This window comes from Micromonospora chaiyaphumensis, from assembly GCF_900091435.1.
GTDB lineage: Bacteria > Actinomycetota > Actinomycetes > Mycobacteriales > Micromonosporaceae > Micromonospora > Micromonospora chaiyaphumensis.
Window position 1 is genome coordinate 713,204 of the sequence record NZ_FMCS01000002.1, and the last position, 19,221, is coordinate 732,424.

Consider the following 19,221-nt stretch of genomic DNA (forward strand, 5'->3'; position numbering starts at 1 on the left):
ACCGTCAGGCCGGGACCTTGGCGGTGGCGTCGACGATCGCCTTGAGCAGGTCGACGACCCGCGGACCCCAGCGGGAGGCGATGTCGTCGTCGAGGCCGACGATCTGGTTGTTCTTCACGGCGGTGACGCCGGCCCAGCCGCTGCGCGCCTTGACGGTCTCCGGGGTCTGCTTGCAACACTTGGTGTCGGCCAGGAAGACGAAGTCGGGGTTCGCCTTGACGATGACCTCCTGGGAGAGCTGCGGGTAGCCGCCGTTCTTCCCGTCGGCGTCCGCCGGGTCGGCGATGTTCTCCAGGCCGGCGAGCGCGTAGATCGAGCCGATGAAGGTCTTGCTGGTCGCGCTGTACAGCTCCGGGCCGAGCTCGTGGTAGTAGGTGAGCTTCTTCGCCCGCTGCGGCAGGTCCTTGGTGAGCGCCGCGATGTCGTCCTTCATCTTCTTGGTGACGGCGTCCGCCTCGGCCGGGTGGCCGGTCAGCTTGCCCAGGTCGGTGAGCTGCTGGTACGTGTCGTCCAGAGTGGCCGCCGCCGGGGTGAGCAGCACCGGGATCTTCAGCGTGGTGAGCTGGTCGACGATCTTGTTGGTGTCGTTCGACAGCACCACGAGGTCCGGGCTCTTGCCGGCGATCGCCTCGGCGTTCGGCTGGAAGCCGGAGAGGTCGCTCTTCGGCGCCTCCGCCGGGTAGTTCGAGTTGTCGTCGACGGCGGTGACCTGCTTGCCGGCGCCGATGGCGAAGAGCATCTCGGTCGCCGACGGCGACAGCGAGACGATCTTTTCGGGGCGCTTGTCGAGGGTCAGCTTGCCGACGGAGACCGGGAAGGCGGCCGCCGCCGAGCTGCCGCCGACGGCGGGGGTGTCGTTCGAGGTCTTCTCGGCGCAGCCGCCGAGGAGCAGCGCGCCGACCGCGAGGGCGGCGGCGAAGAGCCGGGGGGTACGTCTGGACATCGGTCCTCCTGTCGGTCGAGGAGCGTGGTGCTTCGCCGACAGGAACCTGGCGGGCCCGTCCGCGAGGCGCCCTTCCTCGAGAGCGCGAGTCGCGACCGTGCCGCAGGCGACCTGGCTCGTCCCCACGGGTGTCGGCGGCGGCCGGGGCCGACGCCGTGTGCGGGGCATCACAGTTGCGGGACAGCGCCGGTTTCGCACCGGCTTCGCTGCGGGGTGGTCGGTGCCACCGTAGCGCATGACCAGCGGAGATCGTCCGGACGGGAGGCACGGTGGGACCCGGGTGACAGGGCCCCACCGTGCCTCGTGGTCAGCAGTACTGGCTCTGCTTGCCGATCGCCCGGTAGGGGCAGTCGGCGTACTCGGAGAGCAGCAGCACGGCCTCCCGGTTGCGGGAGGTCTGCGCGGGGATCACCTCGTCGGGCGGGTAGAAGCCGCCCCCGGAGGCCGAGCCGGGGTACATCTCGAAGGTGTACGCCCAGATCTTGTGGGTCCCCCACATCCAGTCGATGCTCGTGCCGTCGGCGATGTAGAGGTCGCTGGACTGTTCCGGGGTGTAGCCGTTGCTGGACGCCATCTGCCGCCCGATGGTGGCGAAGGTGTTGTACTGGTCGGCGTTCATCCCCGTGGCGGTGTTGCTGTACGTGTAGCCGTACGGCCAGAGCACCAGCTGCGAGTAGGTGTGGAAGTCGATGTTCGCTTTGATCTGCTGCACCCCGCCGACCACCCGGCTGTTGACGAAGGTGCGCAGCGCCGCGGTCTCCGGGGCGGAGAAGGCGGACGGGCCGCGGTAGGTCTCCGACGAGGTCGAGCCGGACGAGCCGCCGCAGCAGCCCCACTGGTAGGACCAGTTCCGGTTCAGGTCGGTGCCGACGGCCGTCGAGCCGCTGTTCGGCTGCCGGTTCTTCCGCCAGGAGCGGTAGGAGCCGGTGGCGATGTCGTACTCGCTGCCGTCCGGGTTGACCGTGGGGACGATCCAGATCTCGCGGGAGTTGACGAGGTTGGTGATCCGGGAGTCGCTGCCGTAGTTGTCGGTGAAGAGGTTGAGCAGGTAGATCGCCATCTCGACGGTCAGGTGCTCGCGGGCGTGCTGCTGGGCGTTGAAGAGGATCTCCGGCTCGCTCTCGTCCGTGCCGACGTTGTCGGAGATCTTCACGGCCATCAGGTCCCGGCCCTGGTAGGACCGCCCGATGCTGAGCTTGCGGGCGATGGCGGGGTGGTCGGCGACGACCGTGTTCACCACCGCGGTCAGCTCGGCGTAGTCGTGGTAGTTCGAGTCGGCGGGCGGGAAGGCGTAGGCGACGGCGCCGGTGGCCGGGGCCGGGGCGACGTCCTTCTCCAGCCGGAAGCCGAGCCGGGTGATGGCGGCGGCCTCGGCGGTGGTGGCCGTGACGTGCAGCACGCCGTGTTCGGAGTGGTCGATCGCCGCTCCGGTGCGGGCGACGGCGCTCCGGTCGGCGAGCGTGCGCGGGCCGAGCACCCGGTAGGCGACGGCGGCCGGTTCACCGTCGGGGGCGGGCCGAGCGGCGGCCGGACCGGTGAGCGCGGTGACGAGGGTCAGGCCGACGGCGGCGGCGAGGGCGAGCCGGCGGCGGAGCGGGGACGTGCGGAGGGCCATGGACAACCTCCTCGGGGTACGGGCGGTCCCGTTGTCCGCACACTTCACCAGGAGTCACATGGTCATATCAACATCCGTCACTGCGTACGGTCCATCCCGGCCGGATCGTCACGCCGGCAATGATTTTCCATGCCTGAACCTCTGGCGAAACTTCCCTCCAGGCGCGACAGTGAACGGCAACGATGCGGTTCACCTGGAGGAGCTGCCATGGACCGGACATCCCTGCGCACGGCCGCCGTGGCGGGCGCCACCACGCTCGCCCTCCTGGGCACCACCGCGCCGGCCGGCGCGACCACCACCGTCACGCACGACGAGCAGATCACCTGGCAGGGCTGGTCCGGCCCGGCCTGGTCGAGCGGGACCGCGGCCGGCACGACCGGCACCGCCGCCGGCCTGACCCTGACCAGCCCGGTCGGCACCATCCTCTACAAGGATCCGCACAGCAACACCCGGCGCACCTGGGCGTACGGGACCTGGACCTCGCCGCTCACCCAGGCCGGCTTCTCCGCCACCGAGCTGGTCACCTCGTGGAACGCCGACACCCCGGCCGGCACCTGGCTCCAGGTCGAACTCCAGGGCACCTACACGAGCGGCACCCGCACCCCCTGGTACGTCATGGGCCGCTGGGCCGCCGGCGACGGCGACATCCGGCGCACCAGCGTCGACCGGCAGGGCGACAAGACCTCCAGCATCAGCACCGACACCTTCGCGATCACCAACCCGTCGGCCGGAGTGCTGCTGCGGGCGTACCAGCTCCGGGTGACCCTCTACCGGGACCCGGCGTCGACCGCCACGCCGGTGCTCCGCTCGGTCGGCGCCATGAGCTCGAACGTCCCGGACCGGCTCACCGTCACCCCGAGCGCCGGGCACATCGCCTGGGGCACCGAGCTGGCCGTGCCGCGCTATTCCCAGAACATCCATGCCGGCCAGTACCCCGAGTACGGCGGCGGCGGCGAGGCGTGGTGCTCGCCCACCTCCACCGAGATGGTGGTCGAGTACTGGGGGCGGAAGCCCTCGCCGGCCGACACGTCCTGGGTGGACCCGGGCTACGCCGACCCCACGGTCGACCACGCCGCCCGGATGACCTACGACTGGCAGTACGGCGGCACCGGCAACTGGCCGTTCAACACCGCGTACGCGGCCGGCTTCCCGGGGCTGGAGGCCAAGGTGACCCGGCTGCACTCGCTGGACGAGCTGGAGCACTTCATCGCGGCCGGCATCCCCGTGGTGACCAGCCAGTCCTTCCTCGCCGGCGAGCTCGACGGGGCGGGCTACGGCACGGCGGGGCACCTCATGGTGGTGGTCGGCTTCACGGCCACCGGCGACGTGATCGCCAACGACCCGGCCTCGCCCGGCAACGCCGCGGTCCGGCACGTCTACCGGCGCGACCAGTTCGAGCAGATCTGGCTGCGTACCCGGCGGACCACCGCGAACGGCGGCACCGGCAGCGGCTCCGGCGGCGTCGTCTACCTGATCAAACCGACCGACGTGGCCTGGCCCGCCGTGGCCGGTTCCACGAACTGGTGATCCATCCCTTCCCACCCAACGGAGTACACATGGTCAGACCAGTCCTGCGTGCGGTCGCCCTCCTCGGCACCGCCGCGCTCGCCCTCGCCGGTGTGACGGCGCCCGCCCACGCCGACAACAACCTGCCGGTCGTCTCGCACGACGAGCAGATCACCTTCCAGGAGTGGTCCAAGTACCCGGACTGGCGCGGCGGCACCCACCAGGGCACGCACGCCATCCCGGGGCACCGCACCGGGATCACCATCGGCCAGCCGGCCGGCACCACCGAGTTCACCGACGAGCACACCGGCACGACCCGGACCTGGGAGTACGCGACCTGGACCTCGCCGGAGCGGCAGGTCGGCTTCGACGCCACCGAGCTGGTCGCGTCGTGGAACGCCGCCACCCCGGCCGGCACCTGGATCCAGGTCGAGCTGCGCGGCACCTACAACAACGGGCAGCACACCGACGAGGGGGCCGGCAGGGACGGCTGGTACGTGATGGGCCGCTGGGCCTCCGGCGACCAGGACATCAAGCGGTCCACGCTGGACGGCCAGGGCGACCCCTGGTCGACCATCTGGACCGACACGTTCTCCATCGACGACGCCAAGGCCGGCGTGCTGCTGCGGTCGTACCAGCTGCGGCTGACCCTCTACCGCGCGCCGGGGCAGACCGCCTCGCCGCGGGTCTGGATGCTCGGCGCCATGAGCTCCAACGTGCCGGACCGGTTCACCGTCGCCCCGAGCAAGGGCGGCATCGCCTGGGGCACCGAACTGGCCGTGCCGCGCTACTCGCAGAACGTCCACATCGGCGAGTACCCCGAGTTCGACAACGGCGGGGAGGCCTGGTGCTCCCCCACCTCGACGGAGATGGTGGTCGAGTACTGGGGCCGGAAGCCCTCCGCCGAGGACACCGCCTGGGTCGACCCGAGCTACGCCGACCCGACGGTCGACCACGCCGCCCGGATGACCTACGACTACGAGTACGAGGGCGCCGGCAACTGGCCGTTCAACACCGCGTACGCGGCCAGCTTCCCGGGCCTGGACGCCCGGGTGACCCGGATGCACTCGCTGGACGAGGTGGAACGCTTCATCAAGGCCGGCATCCCGGTGATCACCTCGCAGTCCTTCCTCGCCAGCGAGCTGGACACGGCGAACTACGGCACCTCCGGGCACCTGTTCGTGATCGTCGGCTTCACCGCCGACGGTGACGTGATCGTCAACGACCCGGCCTCGTCGTCCAACGACGCCGTGCGCAACGTGTACAAGCGGGAGCAGTTCGAGCAGATCTGGCTGCGTACCAAGCGGTACCGGGCGAACGGCACCGTGGCCTCCGGCTCGGGCGGTATCGCGTACCTCATCAAGCCGACCGACAAGCCCTGGCCGGTCGTGCCGGGCTCGACCAACTGGTGAAACGCCCCGGGCCCGGCGCGCTCCTCCGTCGGGGGATCGCGCCGGGCCCGGGTCTGGTCAGACGGACGGGGCGAACGAGGCCGGCGGGGCGGCGGGCTCCTCCGCGCGGCGGCGGTTCCGGATCGCCCGCACGATGATCCACACCCAGGCGACCAGGGCGGCCACGCCGGCCAGGGTGAGCCCGGTGACCAGCAGATAGGTCGAGCCGCCGGCGGTGGAGAAGACGCCCTTGCGGGCACCGGAGTCGAGCGCCGGGGCGGTGGCACCCGCGGTCAGCCCGTCCGGCGCGTCGTAGAGGATCACGTCGGCGCGCTGGGCGCCGCCCTCGGTGGCGACGAAGGTCCCGTGCCACTCGCAGTTACGCCGGCCGCATTCCTCGTTCACCGCGGTGAACGTGCCCGGCGTGCCGCCACCGTTCTTCGCCTCCCAGGCCGGGGCGAGGTCGGTGACGCTCAGCATCAGTCCGATGGCGGCGATGACCGGCAGGCCGATCCAGACGAAGACCTTCGTCCGCCACCCGTTGATCGTGTTCAGGAAACTCACGGCGGCAGACCCTAGCGGTCGGGGTGCGATCCCGCTGCCCCGTTTCCGGCGGCTCAGCTCTCCCGACGCTCGTCGGTCCGCTCGGCCTGGTCCTCGCCGGCCAGCGCGGAGCGCAGCCGGTCCTTCTCGGCGCGGCGCCGCTCCGCCGCCTCGGACATCTCACCGGCCATCTCGTCGCGCCAGCCGCGGAGCAGGAAGAACGACAGCGCCGCGGAGAAGACCAGCGCCAGCATCAGCCGCAGGAACATGTTCATCTCGACGAACCAGAGGGCCGCCAGCACGCCGACGAACAGCCCGATCCGGCCCAGCGTGTACTTGACCGCCGCGCTCACTGCGACGCCTCGGTTCGCGACTGCGGGGCTCGCAAACCCGGCTCACTCCTCGCGCTCACGCCGCCACTTCCTTCTCTCTCACGCCTCAGCCCGTCCGCCGGGCCAGCCAGTGCACGCCATGAAACCAGACCACCGCGTAGACCACGGTGAACACCGCCGCCGCCAGCGCGCCGGAGACCAGCGCCGGCAGGCCGGCGGCGAGGCCGGCCGCCAGCAGCCCGGCGAACACGCCGAGCGCGAGCCCGGCCAGCGCGGCGAGCACCCGGGCCGCGCCGAACTCCCAGGCCCGGAAGTCGTCCCAGAACAGCCAGAGCGGCAGGATCACGGCCAGCCAGCCGTTGGTCCGCCCGAACTCGCCCGCGCCCATGGTGGCGAAGGCCCACTCGAAGAGCACCAGCGCCAGCACCCCGATCACCAGCCCGGCGAGGGTCACCCCGAGCAGGTCGCCCAGGGTGAGGATGCGCCCCTCGGCGTCCCGCCGGGGGAAGCTGCGCTGCTGCTCCTCGGTGCTCATCGACGTGCGGTCAGGCCCAGACCTGCTGCGGCTCGGCGCGGCGCTCGGCCAGCGACGGGGCCGCGTCGTACTCACGGACGATCTCGTAGCGGGTGTTCCGCTCGACCGGACGGAAGCCCGCGTCCCAGATCAGGTCGAGCAGGTCCTCGCGGTGCATGGTGTTCGGCGTGCCGTACGAGTCGGCGTCGTGGGTGATCTTGTATTCCACGACCGAGCCGTCCAGGTCGTCGACGCCGAAGTTGAGCGAGAGCTGGGCCACCGAGAGGCCGTGCATGACCCAGAAGCACTTCACGTGCGGCACGTTGTCGAAGAGCAGCCGGGACACGGCGAACGTCTTGAGCGACTCGGCCGGCGCGGCCATCGTGGTCTGCGCCTGGATCCGGTTACGGACCTTGCCGTCCGCCGAGTCGACGAAGTCGTGCTGGTAGCGCAGCGGGATGAAGACCTGGAAGCCACCGGTCTCGTCCTGCAGCTCGCGCAGCCGCAGCACGTGGTCGACCCGGTGCCGGGGCTCCTCGATGTGGCCGTAGAGCATCGTCGACGGCGTCTTCATGCCCTTGGAGTGGGCCAGCCGGTGGATGCGCGACCAGTCCTCCCAGTGGCAGGCGTGGTCGACGATGTGCTGCCGGACCTCCCAGTCGAAGATCTCCGCGCCGCCGCCGGTGAGCGACTCCAGGCCGGCGTCCATCAGCTCGTCGAGGATCTGGTCGGCGCCCAGGCCGCTGATCTTCTCGAACCACTGCACCTCGGTCGCGGTGAACGCCTTGAGGTTGACCTTCGGCAGCGCCGCCTTCAGCTCGCGGAGCACCTTGGGGTAGTAGCGCCACGGCAGCGTCGGGTGCAGGCCGTTGACGATGTGCAGCTCGGTGAGCTGCTCGTCCTCCATCTCCTTGGCCTTGCGGACCGCCTCGTCGATGCGCATCGTGTAGGCGTCCTTCTCGCCCGGCTTGCGCTGGAACGAGCAGTACGCGCACGAGGCGGAACAGACGTTGGTCAGGTTGAGGTGCCGGTTGACGTTGAACATCACCCGGTCACCGTCCATCTCGGTGCGCTTGTGGTGGGCCAGCCGCCCCAGCCAGGCGAGGTCGTCGCTCTCGTAGAGGGCGATGCCGTCCTCGCGGGTGAGCCGCTCCCCCGCATAGACCTTCGCTTCGAGCTCACGCTTGAGTCCGGCGTCCATCCGAAAGCCACGTCCCTTCCACCTGCGGTCCCGGTCGAGCGTACGTCGCGGGCCGGACGAACCGGCGGCCCGGTCAACCGCAGCGACCTACTTCACCGGACTCCCCGGCGACCGTCACGCTCCGCGCATCGACATAGCTGCGCCGGTGAGGTAAGACAGGATGGGGCGGAACACACACCGGTACCGTCCTGCCTCACCGCGCCCACCTCGCGCGGAAGACACCAGACCGGACGGGAGCGGAATGGTCGACAGCACCCAGGGCCGACGCCGACGACGCCGCTATCCGGTGGTCTCGCCGGTGCTGCGTCCGGCCCTCTGGTCCGCCCTGCTCGGAGCGGTCGCGGCCGCCGCGCTCGCCACGCCGGCCTGGGCCGACCCGCTGCCCGACACCGTTCCCAGCACCGGCTCCCGCCCCCAGGTCGCCGGCACCCTCCAGCTCCCCACCGTGCCCGGCGCCGTTCCCGGCCTGCCCGGCACCGTGACCGGCGGGCCCGGCCGCACGCCGGGTCTCCCCGGCACCACGCCAGCCGTCACCAACCCGGCCGACGGCCCGCTGATCGCCCAGATCAACCAGGTCGACGCGCAGGTCGCCCAGCTCGGCGACACCCTGCTCGGCGTCAAGGGCGAACGGGACACCGCACAGGCGGACCTGACCCTCGCCGCCGCCCGGCTGAAGGAGGCCCAGGACGCGCTCCTCCGGGCCCAGGAGAACGCGAAGAACGCCGCCGCCGACGCCGTCAAGGCCGACGCGGCGCTGCCTCCCGGCGAGTTCGGGGCCAGCCTGCGCGAGCTCGCCAACCTCCAGCGGATCACCCGGGGCGACAAGGCCGAGGGCGCCACGACCGCGGTGACCGGGGAACTCGCCCGGGCCACCGCAGCCGAACAGGTCGCCCGCGAGGCGCACGCCTCGGCCGCGCGGCGCGCCACCGAGAAGGCCGCGGAGTACACCCGGGTCGAGACCGACCTGCACAAGCAGGAAGCCACGCTGCTCAAGCTCCGCAGGGACAACGCGGCCAAGCTGCGCGAGATCGAGCGCCGCGAGGACGCCGCCGAACAGCAGCTCGGCAGCTCGTACGTCGTCAACCAGAGCGTCAGCGGCCGGGTCGCCGACCCGAGGGCCCTGGCCGCGGTGCGTTACGCCCTCGCCCAGCTCGGCGATCCCTACCTCTGGGCCGCCGAGGGGCCGGACCGGTTCGACTGCTCCGGCCTCGTGCTCGCCGCCTACCAGTCGGCCGGCTACCACGGGCTGCCCCGGGTCTCCCGCGACCAGTACTACGCCACCCGCTCGCGCACGGTCGACCCCAACGCGCTCCTGCCGGGTGACCTGCTCTTCTTCGCGTCGGGCAGCAGCTGGACGAGCATCCACCACGTCACCATGTACATCGGCAACGGCAAGATGGTCGAGGCGCCGCGGACCGGCGACGTCGTCAAGATCTCGGTGGTCCGGTGGTCCCGGCTCTACGCCGCCACCCGGGTGCTCGGGGCGGTCCCCGCCCCCGCCACCCCGGCGGGGGCGGTCCCCGCCCCCGCCACCCCGGCGCCGACGGTGCCCACCACCCCGCCGACCACTCCGCCGGCCACCCCGTCGAAGCCCAATCCGACGCCGAAGCCCACGAAGACGGCGACGCCCAAGCCGACCAGGACGGCCACGCCGAAGCCGACGCCCAGCACGTCGAGCCCGACGCCCAGCCCGTCGACCTCGCCGAGCACCACGACACCGCCGCCGCCGACGTCCGCGCCGCCGAGCCCGAGCGCGTCGCCGACCAGCAGCGAGGGCGCCGGGAGCGCCGAGCCGAGCACCAGCTCGGCCGCTCCGGCGAGCAGCGCGGCCGAGAGCAGCACGGCCAGCCCCAGCGCCACCGACTGACCCAACCGTCCACTCCGGCTGTGCTCCCGGGCCGGGATGTGGCACGGTGGAATCCAGGCACGCCCGACCGGCGCCACCGGTCGGGGGCGAGCGTGGGGCGCGGAGGGGCGAGATGGGCGAGCAGGACGTTCCGGCGGAGACGGTCCACCCCGGATCCGCGCCCGACGCCGCCGACCGGCCGGCCGACCCCGCCGCCGAGGAGCGGCCGGCCGACCCCGCCGAGGAACGGCCGGGCCCGGTTGCTCCGGTGACCGTCGCCCGGGCCCGGGTCAGCGTCGCCGGCGCCGTGGTCCCACCGCCGTCCGAGGAGTCGCCGGGCCCGTCCGGCAGCGGGACCTACCGCGCGAACGGTCCGGCCGAGCCCGTCCCGGCCCTGGACCGGCGCCGACCGGGCGCGTCCGTCCCGTCGGCCTCGACCTGGTCCGCCTTCACCGCCGCCGAGCGCTCTCCCGCCCCCGCCCGCGGGGCCCCGGCCACCGAGCCCGCTCCCGGCCCCGCGCATGTCGCCGGTGCGCCCGGGCTGCCCACGCCGGCAGCCGAGGCGCCGGATGCGGATGCCGACCAGCCGCTCGGCACGAAGGCCCCGGTCCCTGCACAGAAACACGCCCGGGCCAGCGCGTCGGTTCCCGGGCTGACCCGGGCGTCGGCCGAGGACGTCGCCGCCGCCGCGGCCGCCGGCACGTCGGGCAGCGCCAAGGTCTACCGGGCGGGTCCGGTCAACCCGGAGCCACCCGAACCGGCACAGCCGCCGGAGCCGGCCCAGCCCCCGACGCCGCCCGTGCCGGAGCCCGAGCCGGCGCCGACCCCCGTACCGGGTCCGACCCCGCCCTCTCCGGCGCCTCCCGTGCCGGCGCCGGAGCCCCCGTTCCGGCCCGCGCCGCCGGTGCCCGCACCGCCCCGCCCGACCCCACCGGGACCGGTGCCCCCGGTGCCGGGGCCGCCGGCGCCCCCGCCGGGACCACCGGTGCCCCCACCTCCGCCGCCGCCCGGCCCGATGCCGGCACCGCCGTTCCCGCCGCCGCCCGCCATGGCCGGCGCACCGGCGTCGGCGCCGTTCGCGGGCACCGGAAAGCCGGGCGCGCCCGCCGCACCGTGGGCCGCCGCGCAGTCCGCCGCGGCGCCGCTCCCCACCGCCCCACCGGCGGTGCCCGCACCGGCCCTGCCGACCTGGCCGCCGTCCACCAACCCGACCGAGTACCGGTCCGGGTCGGCCGGCCACCAGCCGGGGCCGAGGCAGGTGACCCGCCCGCCGGCCGCCGCGCCGAGCGGTCCCGACCCGGCCGGCACCGCATACGGCGGCACCGAGGGGCCGGGCTTCGCCACGGTCTCCTTCCCCCAGGGCAACCCGCTGGAGAACTCCGGCTCGCTGACCGGGCACATCCTCGCCCAGGGCTGGGCCGAGGACGCCCCGGCGACCCGGTCGAGCAACACCAAGGTGGTGATCGTGCTGGCCGGCGCACTGGCGCTGCTGGTCGCGATCAGCCTGGTGGTCGTCTTCCTGGCCAACGACGCCCTGAGCGGGCTCACCGGCAACGCGCTGACCAGGTGACCGGGGTGAGCCCGCCCACTACGGCCGCGCGCTGCGGTGGCGGGTTCGCCGGACCGCCGTACACTTGTGGAGATCACTGACCCGGCGCGCCCGTTACGCGCGCCCATGGGCGATCTTGCGGGCGAATCGGCGGCGTCACGAAGCCGCGGCGGGCCATCGCGAAGATGCGCCCCGCTCGAAAGGCATTTCTTGACCACGTTCGCTGCCCCTGGCACGTCCCCGTCCGCCGACCAGACCATCGACACCCCTGACTTCGCCGCGCTCGGCCTGCCCCGCCAGCTGGTCGAGGCGCTCGCCCGGCAGGGCATCACCACCCCGTTCGAGATCCAGCGGGCCACCGTGCCGGACGCCCTCGCGGGCCGCGACGTGCTCGGCCGGGGCCAGACCGGCTCGGGCAAGACCCTCGCCTTCGGCCTGCCGGTGATCGCCCGCCTCGCCGAGCGGAACCGGGCCCGGCCGCTGCACCCGCGCGCCCTGGTCCTGGTGCCGACCCGCGAGCTGGCCATGCAGGTCAACGACGCGCTGATGCCGCTCGGCAAGGCGGTCGGCATCTTCCTGAAGACCGCCGTCGGCGGCGTCCCGTACGACCGGCAGATCGACGCGCTGCGCCGCGGCGTGGAGATCGTCGTGGCCACCCCGGGCCGGCTCGGCGACCTCATCGAGCGGGGTGTCTGCAACCTCGACGACGTCGAGATCACCGTGCTGGACGAGGCCGACCAGATGGCCGACATGGGCTTCCTGCCCGAGGTCACCGACCTGCTGGCGAAGACCCCGGCGGACGCCCAGCGGCTGCTCTTCTCGGCCACTCTGGACAACGACGTCGACACCCTGGTCAAGCGGTTCATGACCGACCCGGTCACCCACTCGACGGCCCCGCCGACCGCCGCCGTGTCCACCATGGACCACCACCTGCTGCTGATCCCGCCGCACGACAAGTTCGCCGTCGCGGCGTCCATCGCGGCCCGCGAGGGTCGCACCATGCTCTTCGCGCGTACCCAGCTCGGTGTCGACCGGCTGGTCGAGCAGCTCGCCGCCGTCGGCGTGCGGGCCGGCGGCCTGCACGGCGGCAAGACCCAGCGGATGCGCACCCGCACCCTGGCCGAGTTCCGCGAGGGCCGGATGAACGTGCTGGTCGCCACCGACGTGGCGGCCCGGGGCATCCACGTCGACGGCGTGACGCTGGTGCTGCACGTCGACCCGCCGAAGGACCCGAAGGACTACCTGCACCGGGCGGGTCGCACGGCGCGGGCCGGTGAGTCCGGCGCGGTCGCGACCCTGGTGCTGCCGAAGCAGCGCCGGACCACGCTCGCCATGCTGGAGAAGGCAGGCGTCGAGCCGGCCGAGTCCCGGGTCCGCGCCGGCGACGCGGCGCTGGCCGAGCTGACGGGCGCCCGCGAACCCAGCGGGGTGCCGGTCCGCGACGAGCCGGAACCGCGCCGGGGCGGCCCGCGCCGCTCGGGCGACCGGGACGGGCGCGGCGAGCGCCGCTTCGGCGACCGGCCGGCCGGCCGGAGCTTCGACCGGGGCGACCGCCGTGACGACCGCCCGACCGGCGGCCGCGGCCACGACCGGCCCTTCGGCGAGCGGCGCTTCGACCGCGACGACCGGGGCTTCGGCGAGCGGCGTCAGGCCGACCGGGGCGGCTTCGACCGGGACGCGCGCGGTGACCGGCGCTTCGGCGACCGCGAGGACCGGCGCTTCGGCGACCGTGCTGAGCGGCGCTTCGGCGACCGTGACGAGCGCGGCAACGGTCGGCCCTCGGGCGACCGCCCCTTCGCCGACCGGGCCGGGCGCGACCAGCACCGGCCGACCGGCGCGGGGCGCGGTTACGACCGGGACGCCCGCGGCGACCGGCGGCACGACGACCGGCCCACCGGCGGCCGCGCCTACGGCGACCGGCCCACCGAGGGCCGCGGCTACGGCGCGCGGGACGGCGGGCGCCCCTACGGCGACCGGCCCACCGGCGGCCGCGGTTACGGCGACCGGGACGGCGCTCGGACCTACGGCGACCGGGACGGCGCGCGGGGCCACGGCGACCACGGCCGCCGCTACGAGGACCGCCCGCAGGGCGAGCGGCGCTTCGGCGACCGCGACGGCCGGGGTGAGCGGCGCTTCGGCGAGCGGGGCGAGTTCCGCCCGGCCGAGCGCCGGGGCGGCTTCCGGTCGGAGGGGCGGGGCCGCGAGGACCGGCCGCGCGACGACCGGCGCGGCTTCGGCGGCCGCGCGCCGGCCCGCACCCACTGACCCGGCGACACCAGCACACCGACGCCGCCGTCGAGCCACCGCTCGGCGGCGGCGTTCGTGCATCCGCTGCCGGTGTCGGCGCGGTCGCGTAACGTCCGGTTCATGCCGACAATGCCGAAGTCGCTCTTCTGGACCCGGACCGACACCGCCGGCTCGGAGCACGTGCTGCTCGACGACCGGCAGGGGCTCACCGCGCAGGGCGTGGCGCTGGCCGTCGACCCGATCCCCTACACCTGCCGCTACCAGCTGACCGTCGGCGCGGACTGGTCGACCAGCCGGCTGGAGGTCACCGCGGAGGGCGCGGGCTGGTCGCGGAGCGTACGCCTGGAACGGGGCGGGGACGGGTGGCGGGTGCGCACCGGCGAGGAGGGTGACCTGGACGCGGCGCTGCGCGCGGCCGGGCATCCGCCGGCCGGGCTGCCAGGCACCGACGACCCGGACCGGCTGGCCGAGGCGCTCGACGTCGACCTGGGCGGCTCGCCGCTGACCAACACCCTGCCGGTGCGCCGGCTCAACCTGGGCCGGGCCCCGGCCGACCAGCCGCGGACCATCACCGCCGCCTGGGTGCTGCTGCCCGGTCTGGCGGTGCTCCCCGCCGAGCAGGTCTACACCTCGCTGGGCCCGGGCCAGGTCCGCTACGCCAGCGACTCCTTCACGGCCGACCTGGACGTGGACCCGGAGGGCTTCGTGGTGCGCTACCCGGGGCTGGCCGAGCGGATCGATCCCCGCTGACCCCTCAGGCCGGCCAGGCGCCGCCGGCCAGGAAGCGGTCGATGGTGGCCAGGTGCGGGGCGAGGTCGAGGCCCTGCCCGGCCACCCACTCGTCGTCGTAGTAGGTGTGCGCGTAGCGGTCGCCCGGGTCGCAGATCAGGGTGACCACCGAGCCGGTCCGGCCGGCGGCGAGCAGTTCCGCGATCAGCCCGAAGGCACCCCAGAGGTTGGTGCCGGTGGAGCCGCCGACCCGGCGGCCGAGCACCGCCGAGCCGGCGCGCATGGCGGCCAGCGACGCGGCGTCCGGCACCTGCATCATCCGGTCGACCACGCTGGGCAGGAAGGACGCCTCGACACAGGGCCGGCCGATCCCCTCGATCCGGGAGCCCTTGTCGGTGCGGACCGACCAGTCGCCGGCCTGCCAGGCGGGATAGAACGCGGAGTTCTCCGGGTCGACCACGCAGAGCTTGGTGGGCAGCCGGCGGTAGCGGGCGTACCGGCCGATGGTGGCGCTCGTGCCGCCGGTGCCGGCGCCCACCACGATCCAGGCCGGCACGGGGTGCCGCTCCAGGGCGAGCTGGGCGTAGATCGACTCGGCGATGTTGTTGTTGCCCCGCCAGTCGGTGGCCCGCTCGGCGTAGGTGAACTGGTCCATGTAGTGCCCGCCGGTGTCCTCGGCGAGCCAGCGCGCCTCGATGACCACCTTGGCCGGGTCCTGCACGAGGTGGCATCGGCCGCCCTGGAACTCGATCTGGGCGATCTTCTCGGGCGAGGTGGAGGCGGGCATGACCGCGATGAACGGCAGCCCGAGCATCCGCGCGAAGTACGCCTCGGAGACCGCGGTCGAGCCGGACGACGCCTCGACGATGGTGGTGTCCGGGCCGATCCAGCCGTTGCAGAGCCCGTACAGGAAGAGCGAGCGGGCCAGCCGGTGCTTGAGCGAGCCGGTGGGGTGCACCGACTCGTCCTTCAGGTAGAGGTCGATGCCCCACTCCCGCGGCAGCGGGAAGGGCAGGAGGTGGGTGTCGGCGGAGCGGTTGGCGTCCGCCTCGACCGTGGCGATCGCCTCGGTCACCCAGCTCCGGCTGGCCTCGTCACACCGGTCGAGATGAGTCACGCCGGCAACGTTACAAGCGGGGTGGGCTCGCGTCCGGGCGGGTCCGGCGCGCCTGCCGCCGCTGGCCGGCGCGGCCGGTGGCCCGGACCACCGGGGTGAGGGCCAGGGCGAGCCGGGGGAAGGCGTCCAGGAGCCGCACCTGGGCGCCGCGCCAGCGCGGCAGGCTGACCACCGGCCGGGGTCGCCGGGCCAGCCGCACGGCCCGCGCGGCGACCCGCTCCGGGGTCAGCAGCGCCCCGGTGAAGGACGCCAGCGCGCCGGGGTCGTCGAGCTTGTCGTGCAGCATCGGCGTCCAGATCCCGTCCGGGCAGAGACACGACACGTGTACGCCCCGGACGCCGGCCATCCGCAGGTCGGCCAGGGTGCCGAGGCTGTACGCCAGCAGGGCGTGCTTGCTGGCCGCGTAGACGGTCTCGCCGGGGGCGGCGATCAGCCCCGCCAGCGAGACGACGTTGAGCACGTGCCCGCGGCCCTGCGCCCGCAGCACCGTCAGGGCGGCGTGGGTGCCGTTCATGGCGCCCAGCGTGTTCACCTCGACGAGCCGGCGCCGGGTGTCCGCGTCGTGCGTCCAGGCCGGCCCGGTGGCCAGGATGCCGGCGTTGTTGACCCAGAGCCCGAGCCCGTCCGGCGCCCCGGCCGCCTCGGCGGCCACCGCCGTGCAGGCCGCCTCGTCGCGCACGTCGAGCGCGCGGGACCAGCCGCCGAGCGGCGCCGCCGCGGCCGCCACGGCGTCGGCGTCCACATCGGTGAGCAGCACCCGCCAGCCGTCGGCGTGCAGCGCGGCGGCGATGGCGCGGCCGAGGCCGCCGGCCGCCCCGGTCACCACGGCGGCACCCCGCCCCGAAGTCGTCATCGGCGCACGGTAACGCCCCGGGCGGGCCGGGGCCAGAGGGCGGCGGTCAGGAGGCGGCGGATTCGAGCGGCTGGGGCCGGTTCTCCCACTTGGTCGACAGGGCGATGCCGGTGCGGGTGGAGGCCACCCCGGCGGTCCGGTTCAGCCGGACGATCAGCTGTTCCAGCTCGGCGATGGTGCCCACCCGGGCCTTCAGCAGGAAGGACTCCACGCCCGCCATGAAATAGCAGGACTCGATCTCCGGCATCTGCCGGAACGCCTCCAGCACGTCGTCGGTGTCGGCGGTCGAGTCCTCCACGATGCCGATCAGCGCCGTGACGCCGAGCCCGATCGCCTCCGGCTCCACCTCGGCCCGGTACGCCCGGATGACGCCGCCCGACTCCAGCTTGCCGACCCGCTCGTGCACGGCCGGGGCGGAGAGGCCGACCTGGCGGGCCAGCTCGGCGTACGACAGGCGGGCGTTGCCGCGCAACAGCTCCACGAGGCTCAGGTCGATCGCATCCACGGAGAGTGACCCTATCCTTTCGGGCGTAACGCCCGGCACGCGGCATCAGTTGAACATGACGTCACGTTGCCGTTCACAAACGTGCAGTCACGGGGGTTCTACACCGGTAGCATTTACTAACTTCTCACTGTGTGCGTTTTTCGCGTTTGGCGGACACGCCAGGTCGCTGGTGCTGTAATTGCCATACGTCCCTCATGACGGCTCTGGGCTCGCACCGGCCGGGGGCAGTGTGTTCAGCCGGGGGCTTCGTCGACGCGAGGAGGGGGCTGTGGACACTGGAGATCGCCTGCTGACACCGGGTGAGGTCGCCGCGCTGTTTCGGGTTGACCCGAAGACCGTTACCAGATGGGCAGCGGCCGGCCGGATCGGCAGCATCCGGACTCCAGGCGGGCATCGCCGGTTTCGGGAATCCGAGGTGCGGGCCCTGCTTGAGGGGGAGGGCATGCTGGACGAGGCGGAGGACATGGGCAAGGCACGCAACATGGGCCCGACCGCCTCGACCGGCCCGGGGCCGGCGAACGCCGGAATGTACTGAGGCGACACCGATCGGGACGCGGCCCACTCCTGGCCCGCGTCCCGATCGGCGCCGTCAGGCCTCCTCCGCGTCCCGGCGGGCGGCGGCCAGTTCGCCGGACCAGCGGCGGAACAGCGTGTGCGGCACGCCGAGCGCGTCCAGCACCTTGCCGGCCACGAAATCGACCAGTTGCTGGGCGGACGCCGCCGCCCCGGCACCGTAGAAGCCGGGGCTCGCCGGCAGCACCACGGCGCCGGCGTCGTGCAGCGCGATGAGGTGTTCCAGGTGACTGCGGGTCACCGGGGTCTCCCGGGGCACCACCACGACGGGCCGCCGCTCCTTGAGGTTCACCTCGGCGGCGCGCTGCAACAGGTCCTTCGAGAGCCCGATGGCGATGCCGGCGCAGGCCGCCGTGCTGGCCGGGACGACGGCCATGCCGCGTACCCGGTAGGAGCCGCTGCTGGGGCCGGCGGCCAGGTCACCGGCCGGCCAGTGCCGCAGGTCCGCGTCGGTGAGGTCGCGGCCCAGCCAGGCGGCGAGGTCCTCGGCCCAGTGCCCGTCCCGGAACGGCCGGCCGGTCTCGTCGAGGATGGTCAGCCGGGCGGCCCGGGAGACGATCAGGTCCACCGCCTGGCCGGCGTCGAGCAGGCCCCCGACGACCGCGGCCGCGTACGGCGTGCCGGAGGCACCGGAGACGCCGACCACCCATGGTTCGCGCATGCCGTCCAGACTGCCTGGTCGAGCCGGACGCCGGGCGGCCGCCCCCGGCGTTGCCCGTCCGGGTCGGCGGCCGCCCCGCGAACGTGGGATTCTTCCCTCGGCGATCCACGTCGATGGAAGGGACCGGTGATGACGGCGGCGGTGCTGCGGGCGTTGCGAGCCGATTGTCCGATCCCGCCCCGGCTCTCCCCGCACGCCGACCCGGTGCAGGAGTGGCTCGTCGGCCAACTCGACCGGCTCGGCCTGCCGCTGGATCCGGCGACGCGGGAACGGCTGGCCCGGGCCGGCTTCGCCCGCTACGCCGGCCGCCTCTACCCGGACGCCACCGAGCCCGACCTGCGGGCGCTGGCCGCCCTGTTCACGTGGTTCTTCCTCGTGGACGACGCCTGCGAGGGGCCGGACCGGCTGGCCCCGACGCAGATCCGGGCGCTGCGCGACGGGGCGCTGGCCCTGCTCCGGGAGGGTCCCCGGGCCCGCCACCCCGGTTTCTCCGGCCCGCTGCGCCGGCTGCTGGTCCAGGCGTGGCGGGAGCCCCGGCGGCGGATGCCGGCCCGCTGGCGGCTGCGCTTCGCCGACGCCGTGGCCGATCACCTCGACGGCGCCTGGCGCGAGGCGGTGGCCACCGTCGCCGGGCGGCCACCGGGCGTCGCCGAGTACGTGCAGCTACGCCGGGCCACCTCGGCGGCCTACGTGTCGTACCCGCTCATCGAGTTCGCCGCCCGGCGGCCGCTGCCCGACGCGGTCTACCACCATCCCGCGCTGCGCCGGCTCGCCGACCTCGCCAACGACCTGCTGTCCTGGTACAACGACCTGGCCTCGCTGGAGCGGGACCGGGCCGGCGCGGGGGGCCACAACCTCGTGCTGGCCGTGGCCGCCGAGCGGGGCGTGCCGGTGCCGGCCGCCGTGGACCTGGTCGCCGCGGGCTGGCGCGCGGAGATGGCCCGCTTCATGGCGCTGCGCGCCGCGGTGCCGTCGTTCGGGCCGGCGCTGGACGAGGCTGTCGCCGCCCACCTCGACGGCCTGGGCAACGCGGTCCGCGGCACGGTCGACTGGACGCTGGAGAGCGCCCGCTACCCGGTGGCCGGTTGACACCCGC

At 73.8% G+C, this 19,221-nt stretch carries 17 protein-coding genes and 1 pseudogene; 8 read left to right on the top strand and 10 right to left on the bottom strand.

Annotated features, from left to right (window positions below; genetic code table 11):
- Nucleotides 1–4: 4 nt before the first annotated feature.
- Together GA0070214_RS09225 and GA0070214_RS09230 are read right to left on the bottom strand one after the other, a co-directional pair.
- Nucleotides 5–943 carry an ABC transporter substrate-binding protein gene (locus GA0070214_RS09225; RefSeq protein WP_091261305.1) on the bottom strand — a complete coding sequence of 313 codons (939 nt, stop codon included), beginning with the start codon at nucleotides 941–943 and terminating at the stop codon, nucleotides 5–7.
- A gap of 310 nt (nucleotides 944–1,253) precedes the next feature.
- Nucleotides 1,254–2,558: pseudogene (locus GA0070214_RS09230) on the bottom strand (M14 family metallopeptidase); the annotation flags it as partial.
- A 207-nt stretch (nucleotides 2,559–2,765) separates the two neighbouring features.
- On the opposite strand from GA0070214_RS09230, the gene GA0070214_RS09235 reads away from it, so the two are divergent.
- Both GA0070214_RS09235 and GA0070214_RS09240 read left to right on the top strand, forming a co-directional pair.
- Complete coding sequence (locus GA0070214_RS09235) at nucleotides 2,766–4,085, top strand: C39 family peptidase (RefSeq protein ID WP_091261309.1); 1,320 nt, start codon at nucleotides 2,766–2,768, stop codon at nucleotides 4,083–4,085.
- 29 nt (nucleotides 4,086–4,114) lie between these two features.
- Nucleotides 4,115–5,476 carry a C39 family peptidase gene (locus GA0070214_RS09240; protein ID WP_091261311.1) on the top strand — a complete coding sequence of 454 codons (1,362 nt, stop codon included), beginning with the start codon at nucleotides 4,115–4,117 and terminating at the stop codon, nucleotides 5,474–5,476.
- Between the two features lie 57 nt (nucleotides 5,477–5,533).
- Here the strand turns inward: GA0070214_RS09240 and GA0070214_RS09245 are convergent, their stop codons facing one another.
- From GA0070214_RS09245 to mqnE, 4 genes are all read right to left on the bottom strand, one after another.
- A complete protein-coding gene (locus GA0070214_RS09245; RefSeq protein WP_091261313.1) occupies nucleotides 5,534–6,019 on the bottom strand; it encodes a hypothetical protein in 486 nt (161 codons plus the stop codon).
- Between the two features lie 53 nt (nucleotides 6,020–6,072).
- On the bottom strand, nucleotides 6,073–6,351 hold the full coding sequence (locus GA0070214_RS09250; RefSeq protein WP_091261315.1) for a DUF4229 domain-containing protein: 279 nt from the start codon (nucleotides 6,349–6,351) through the stop codon (nucleotides 6,073–6,075).
- 85 nt (nucleotides 6,352–6,436) lie between these two features.
- A complete protein-coding gene (locus GA0070214_RS09255; RefSeq protein ID WP_091261317.1) occupies nucleotides 6,437–6,865 on the bottom strand; it encodes a hypothetical protein in 429 nt (142 codons plus the stop codon).
- Nucleotides 6,866–6,875: 10 nt separating this feature from the next.
- Nucleotides 6,876–8,045, bottom strand: a complete 1,170-nt coding sequence (gene mqnE / locus GA0070214_RS09260) for an aminofutalosine synthase MqnE (protein WP_091261319.1) — start codon at nucleotides 8,043–8,045, stop codon at nucleotides 6,876–6,878.
- A gap of 241 nt (nucleotides 8,046–8,286) precedes the next feature.
- Here mqnE and GA0070214_RS09265 point away from each other — a divergent pair, with 241 nt between their 5' ends.
- The 4 genes from GA0070214_RS09265 (at nucleotide 8,287) to GA0070214_RS09280 (ending at nucleotide 14,437) form a co-directional block, all read left to right on the top strand.
- A complete protein-coding gene (locus GA0070214_RS09265) occupies nucleotides 8,287–9,912 on the top strand; it encodes a C40 family peptidase (RefSeq protein ID WP_208602688.1) in 1,626 nt (541 codons plus the stop codon).
- Between the two features lie 112 nt (nucleotides 9,913–10,024).
- Entirely contained in the window at nucleotides 10,025–11,461 is a 1,437-nt protein-coding gene (locus GA0070214_RS09270; protein ID WP_091261324.1) for a hypothetical protein, read from the top strand.
- Nucleotides 11,462–11,650: 189 nt separating this feature from the next.
- Nucleotides 11,651–13,705: a DEAD/DEAH box helicase gene (locus tag GA0070214_RS09275; RefSeq protein WP_244167604.1), complete on the top strand. Its 2,055-nt coding sequence runs from the start codon at nucleotides 11,651–11,653 to the stop codon at nucleotides 13,703–13,705.
- Nucleotides 13,706–13,816: 111 nt separating this feature from the next.
- Entirely contained in the window at nucleotides 13,817–14,437 is a 621-nt protein-coding gene (locus tag GA0070214_RS09280) for a putative glycolipid-binding domain-containing protein (protein WP_091261328.1), read from the top strand.
- A 4-nt stretch (nucleotides 14,438–14,441) separates the two neighbouring features.
- Here GA0070214_RS09280 and cds1 read toward each other — a convergent pair whose 3' ends face one another.
- From cds1 to GA0070214_RS09295, 3 genes are read right to left on the bottom strand one after another with little or no spacing between them, the layout of a single operon-like run.
- Nucleotides 14,442–15,533, bottom strand: coding sequence for an L-cysteine desulfhydrase Cds1 (gene cds1 / locus GA0070214_RS09285; RefSeq protein WP_091261331.1), 1,092 nt, complete (start codon nucleotides 15,531–15,533; stop codon nucleotides 14,442–14,444).
- Nucleotides 15,534–15,543: 10 nt separating this feature from the next.
- Nucleotides 15,544–16,386 carry an SDR family NAD(P)-dependent oxidoreductase gene (locus GA0070214_RS09290; protein WP_091261333.1) on the bottom strand — a complete coding sequence of 281 codons (843 nt, stop codon included), beginning with the start codon at nucleotides 16,384–16,386 and terminating at the stop codon, nucleotides 15,544–15,546.
- A gap of 46 nt (nucleotides 16,387–16,432) precedes the next feature.
- Nucleotides 16,433–16,891: an Lrp/AsnC family transcriptional regulator gene (locus tag GA0070214_RS09295; RefSeq protein ID WP_091261335.1), complete on the bottom strand. Its 459-nt coding sequence runs from the start codon at nucleotides 16,889–16,891 to the stop codon at nucleotides 16,433–16,435.
- Nucleotides 16,892–17,159: 268 nt separating this feature from the next.
- Between GA0070214_RS09295 and GA0070214_RS09300 the strand changes: the two genes are divergently transcribed.
- Nucleotides 17,160–17,426 carry a BldC family transcriptional regulator gene (locus GA0070214_RS09300; RefSeq protein WP_013473529.1) on the top strand — a complete coding sequence of 89 codons (267 nt, stop codon included), beginning with the start codon at nucleotides 17,160–17,162 and terminating at the stop codon, nucleotides 17,424–17,426.
- A gap of 54 nt (nucleotides 17,427–17,480) precedes the next feature.
- On the opposite strand, the gene GA0070214_RS09305 is transcribed toward GA0070214_RS09300, so the two are convergent.
- Complete coding sequence (locus GA0070214_RS09305; protein WP_091261337.1) at nucleotides 17,481–18,125, bottom strand: UbiX family flavin prenyltransferase; 645 nt, start codon at nucleotides 18,123–18,125, stop codon at nucleotides 17,481–17,483.
- 129 nt (nucleotides 18,126–18,254) lie between these two features.
- On the opposite strand from GA0070214_RS09305, the gene GA0070214_RS09310 reads away from it, so the two are divergent.
- On the top strand, nucleotides 18,255–19,214 hold the full coding sequence (locus GA0070214_RS09310) for a terpene synthase family protein (protein WP_091261339.1): 960 nt from the start codon (nucleotides 18,255–18,257) through the stop codon (nucleotides 19,212–19,214).
- The last annotated feature ends 7 nt before the right edge of the window (nucleotides 19,215–19,221 follow it).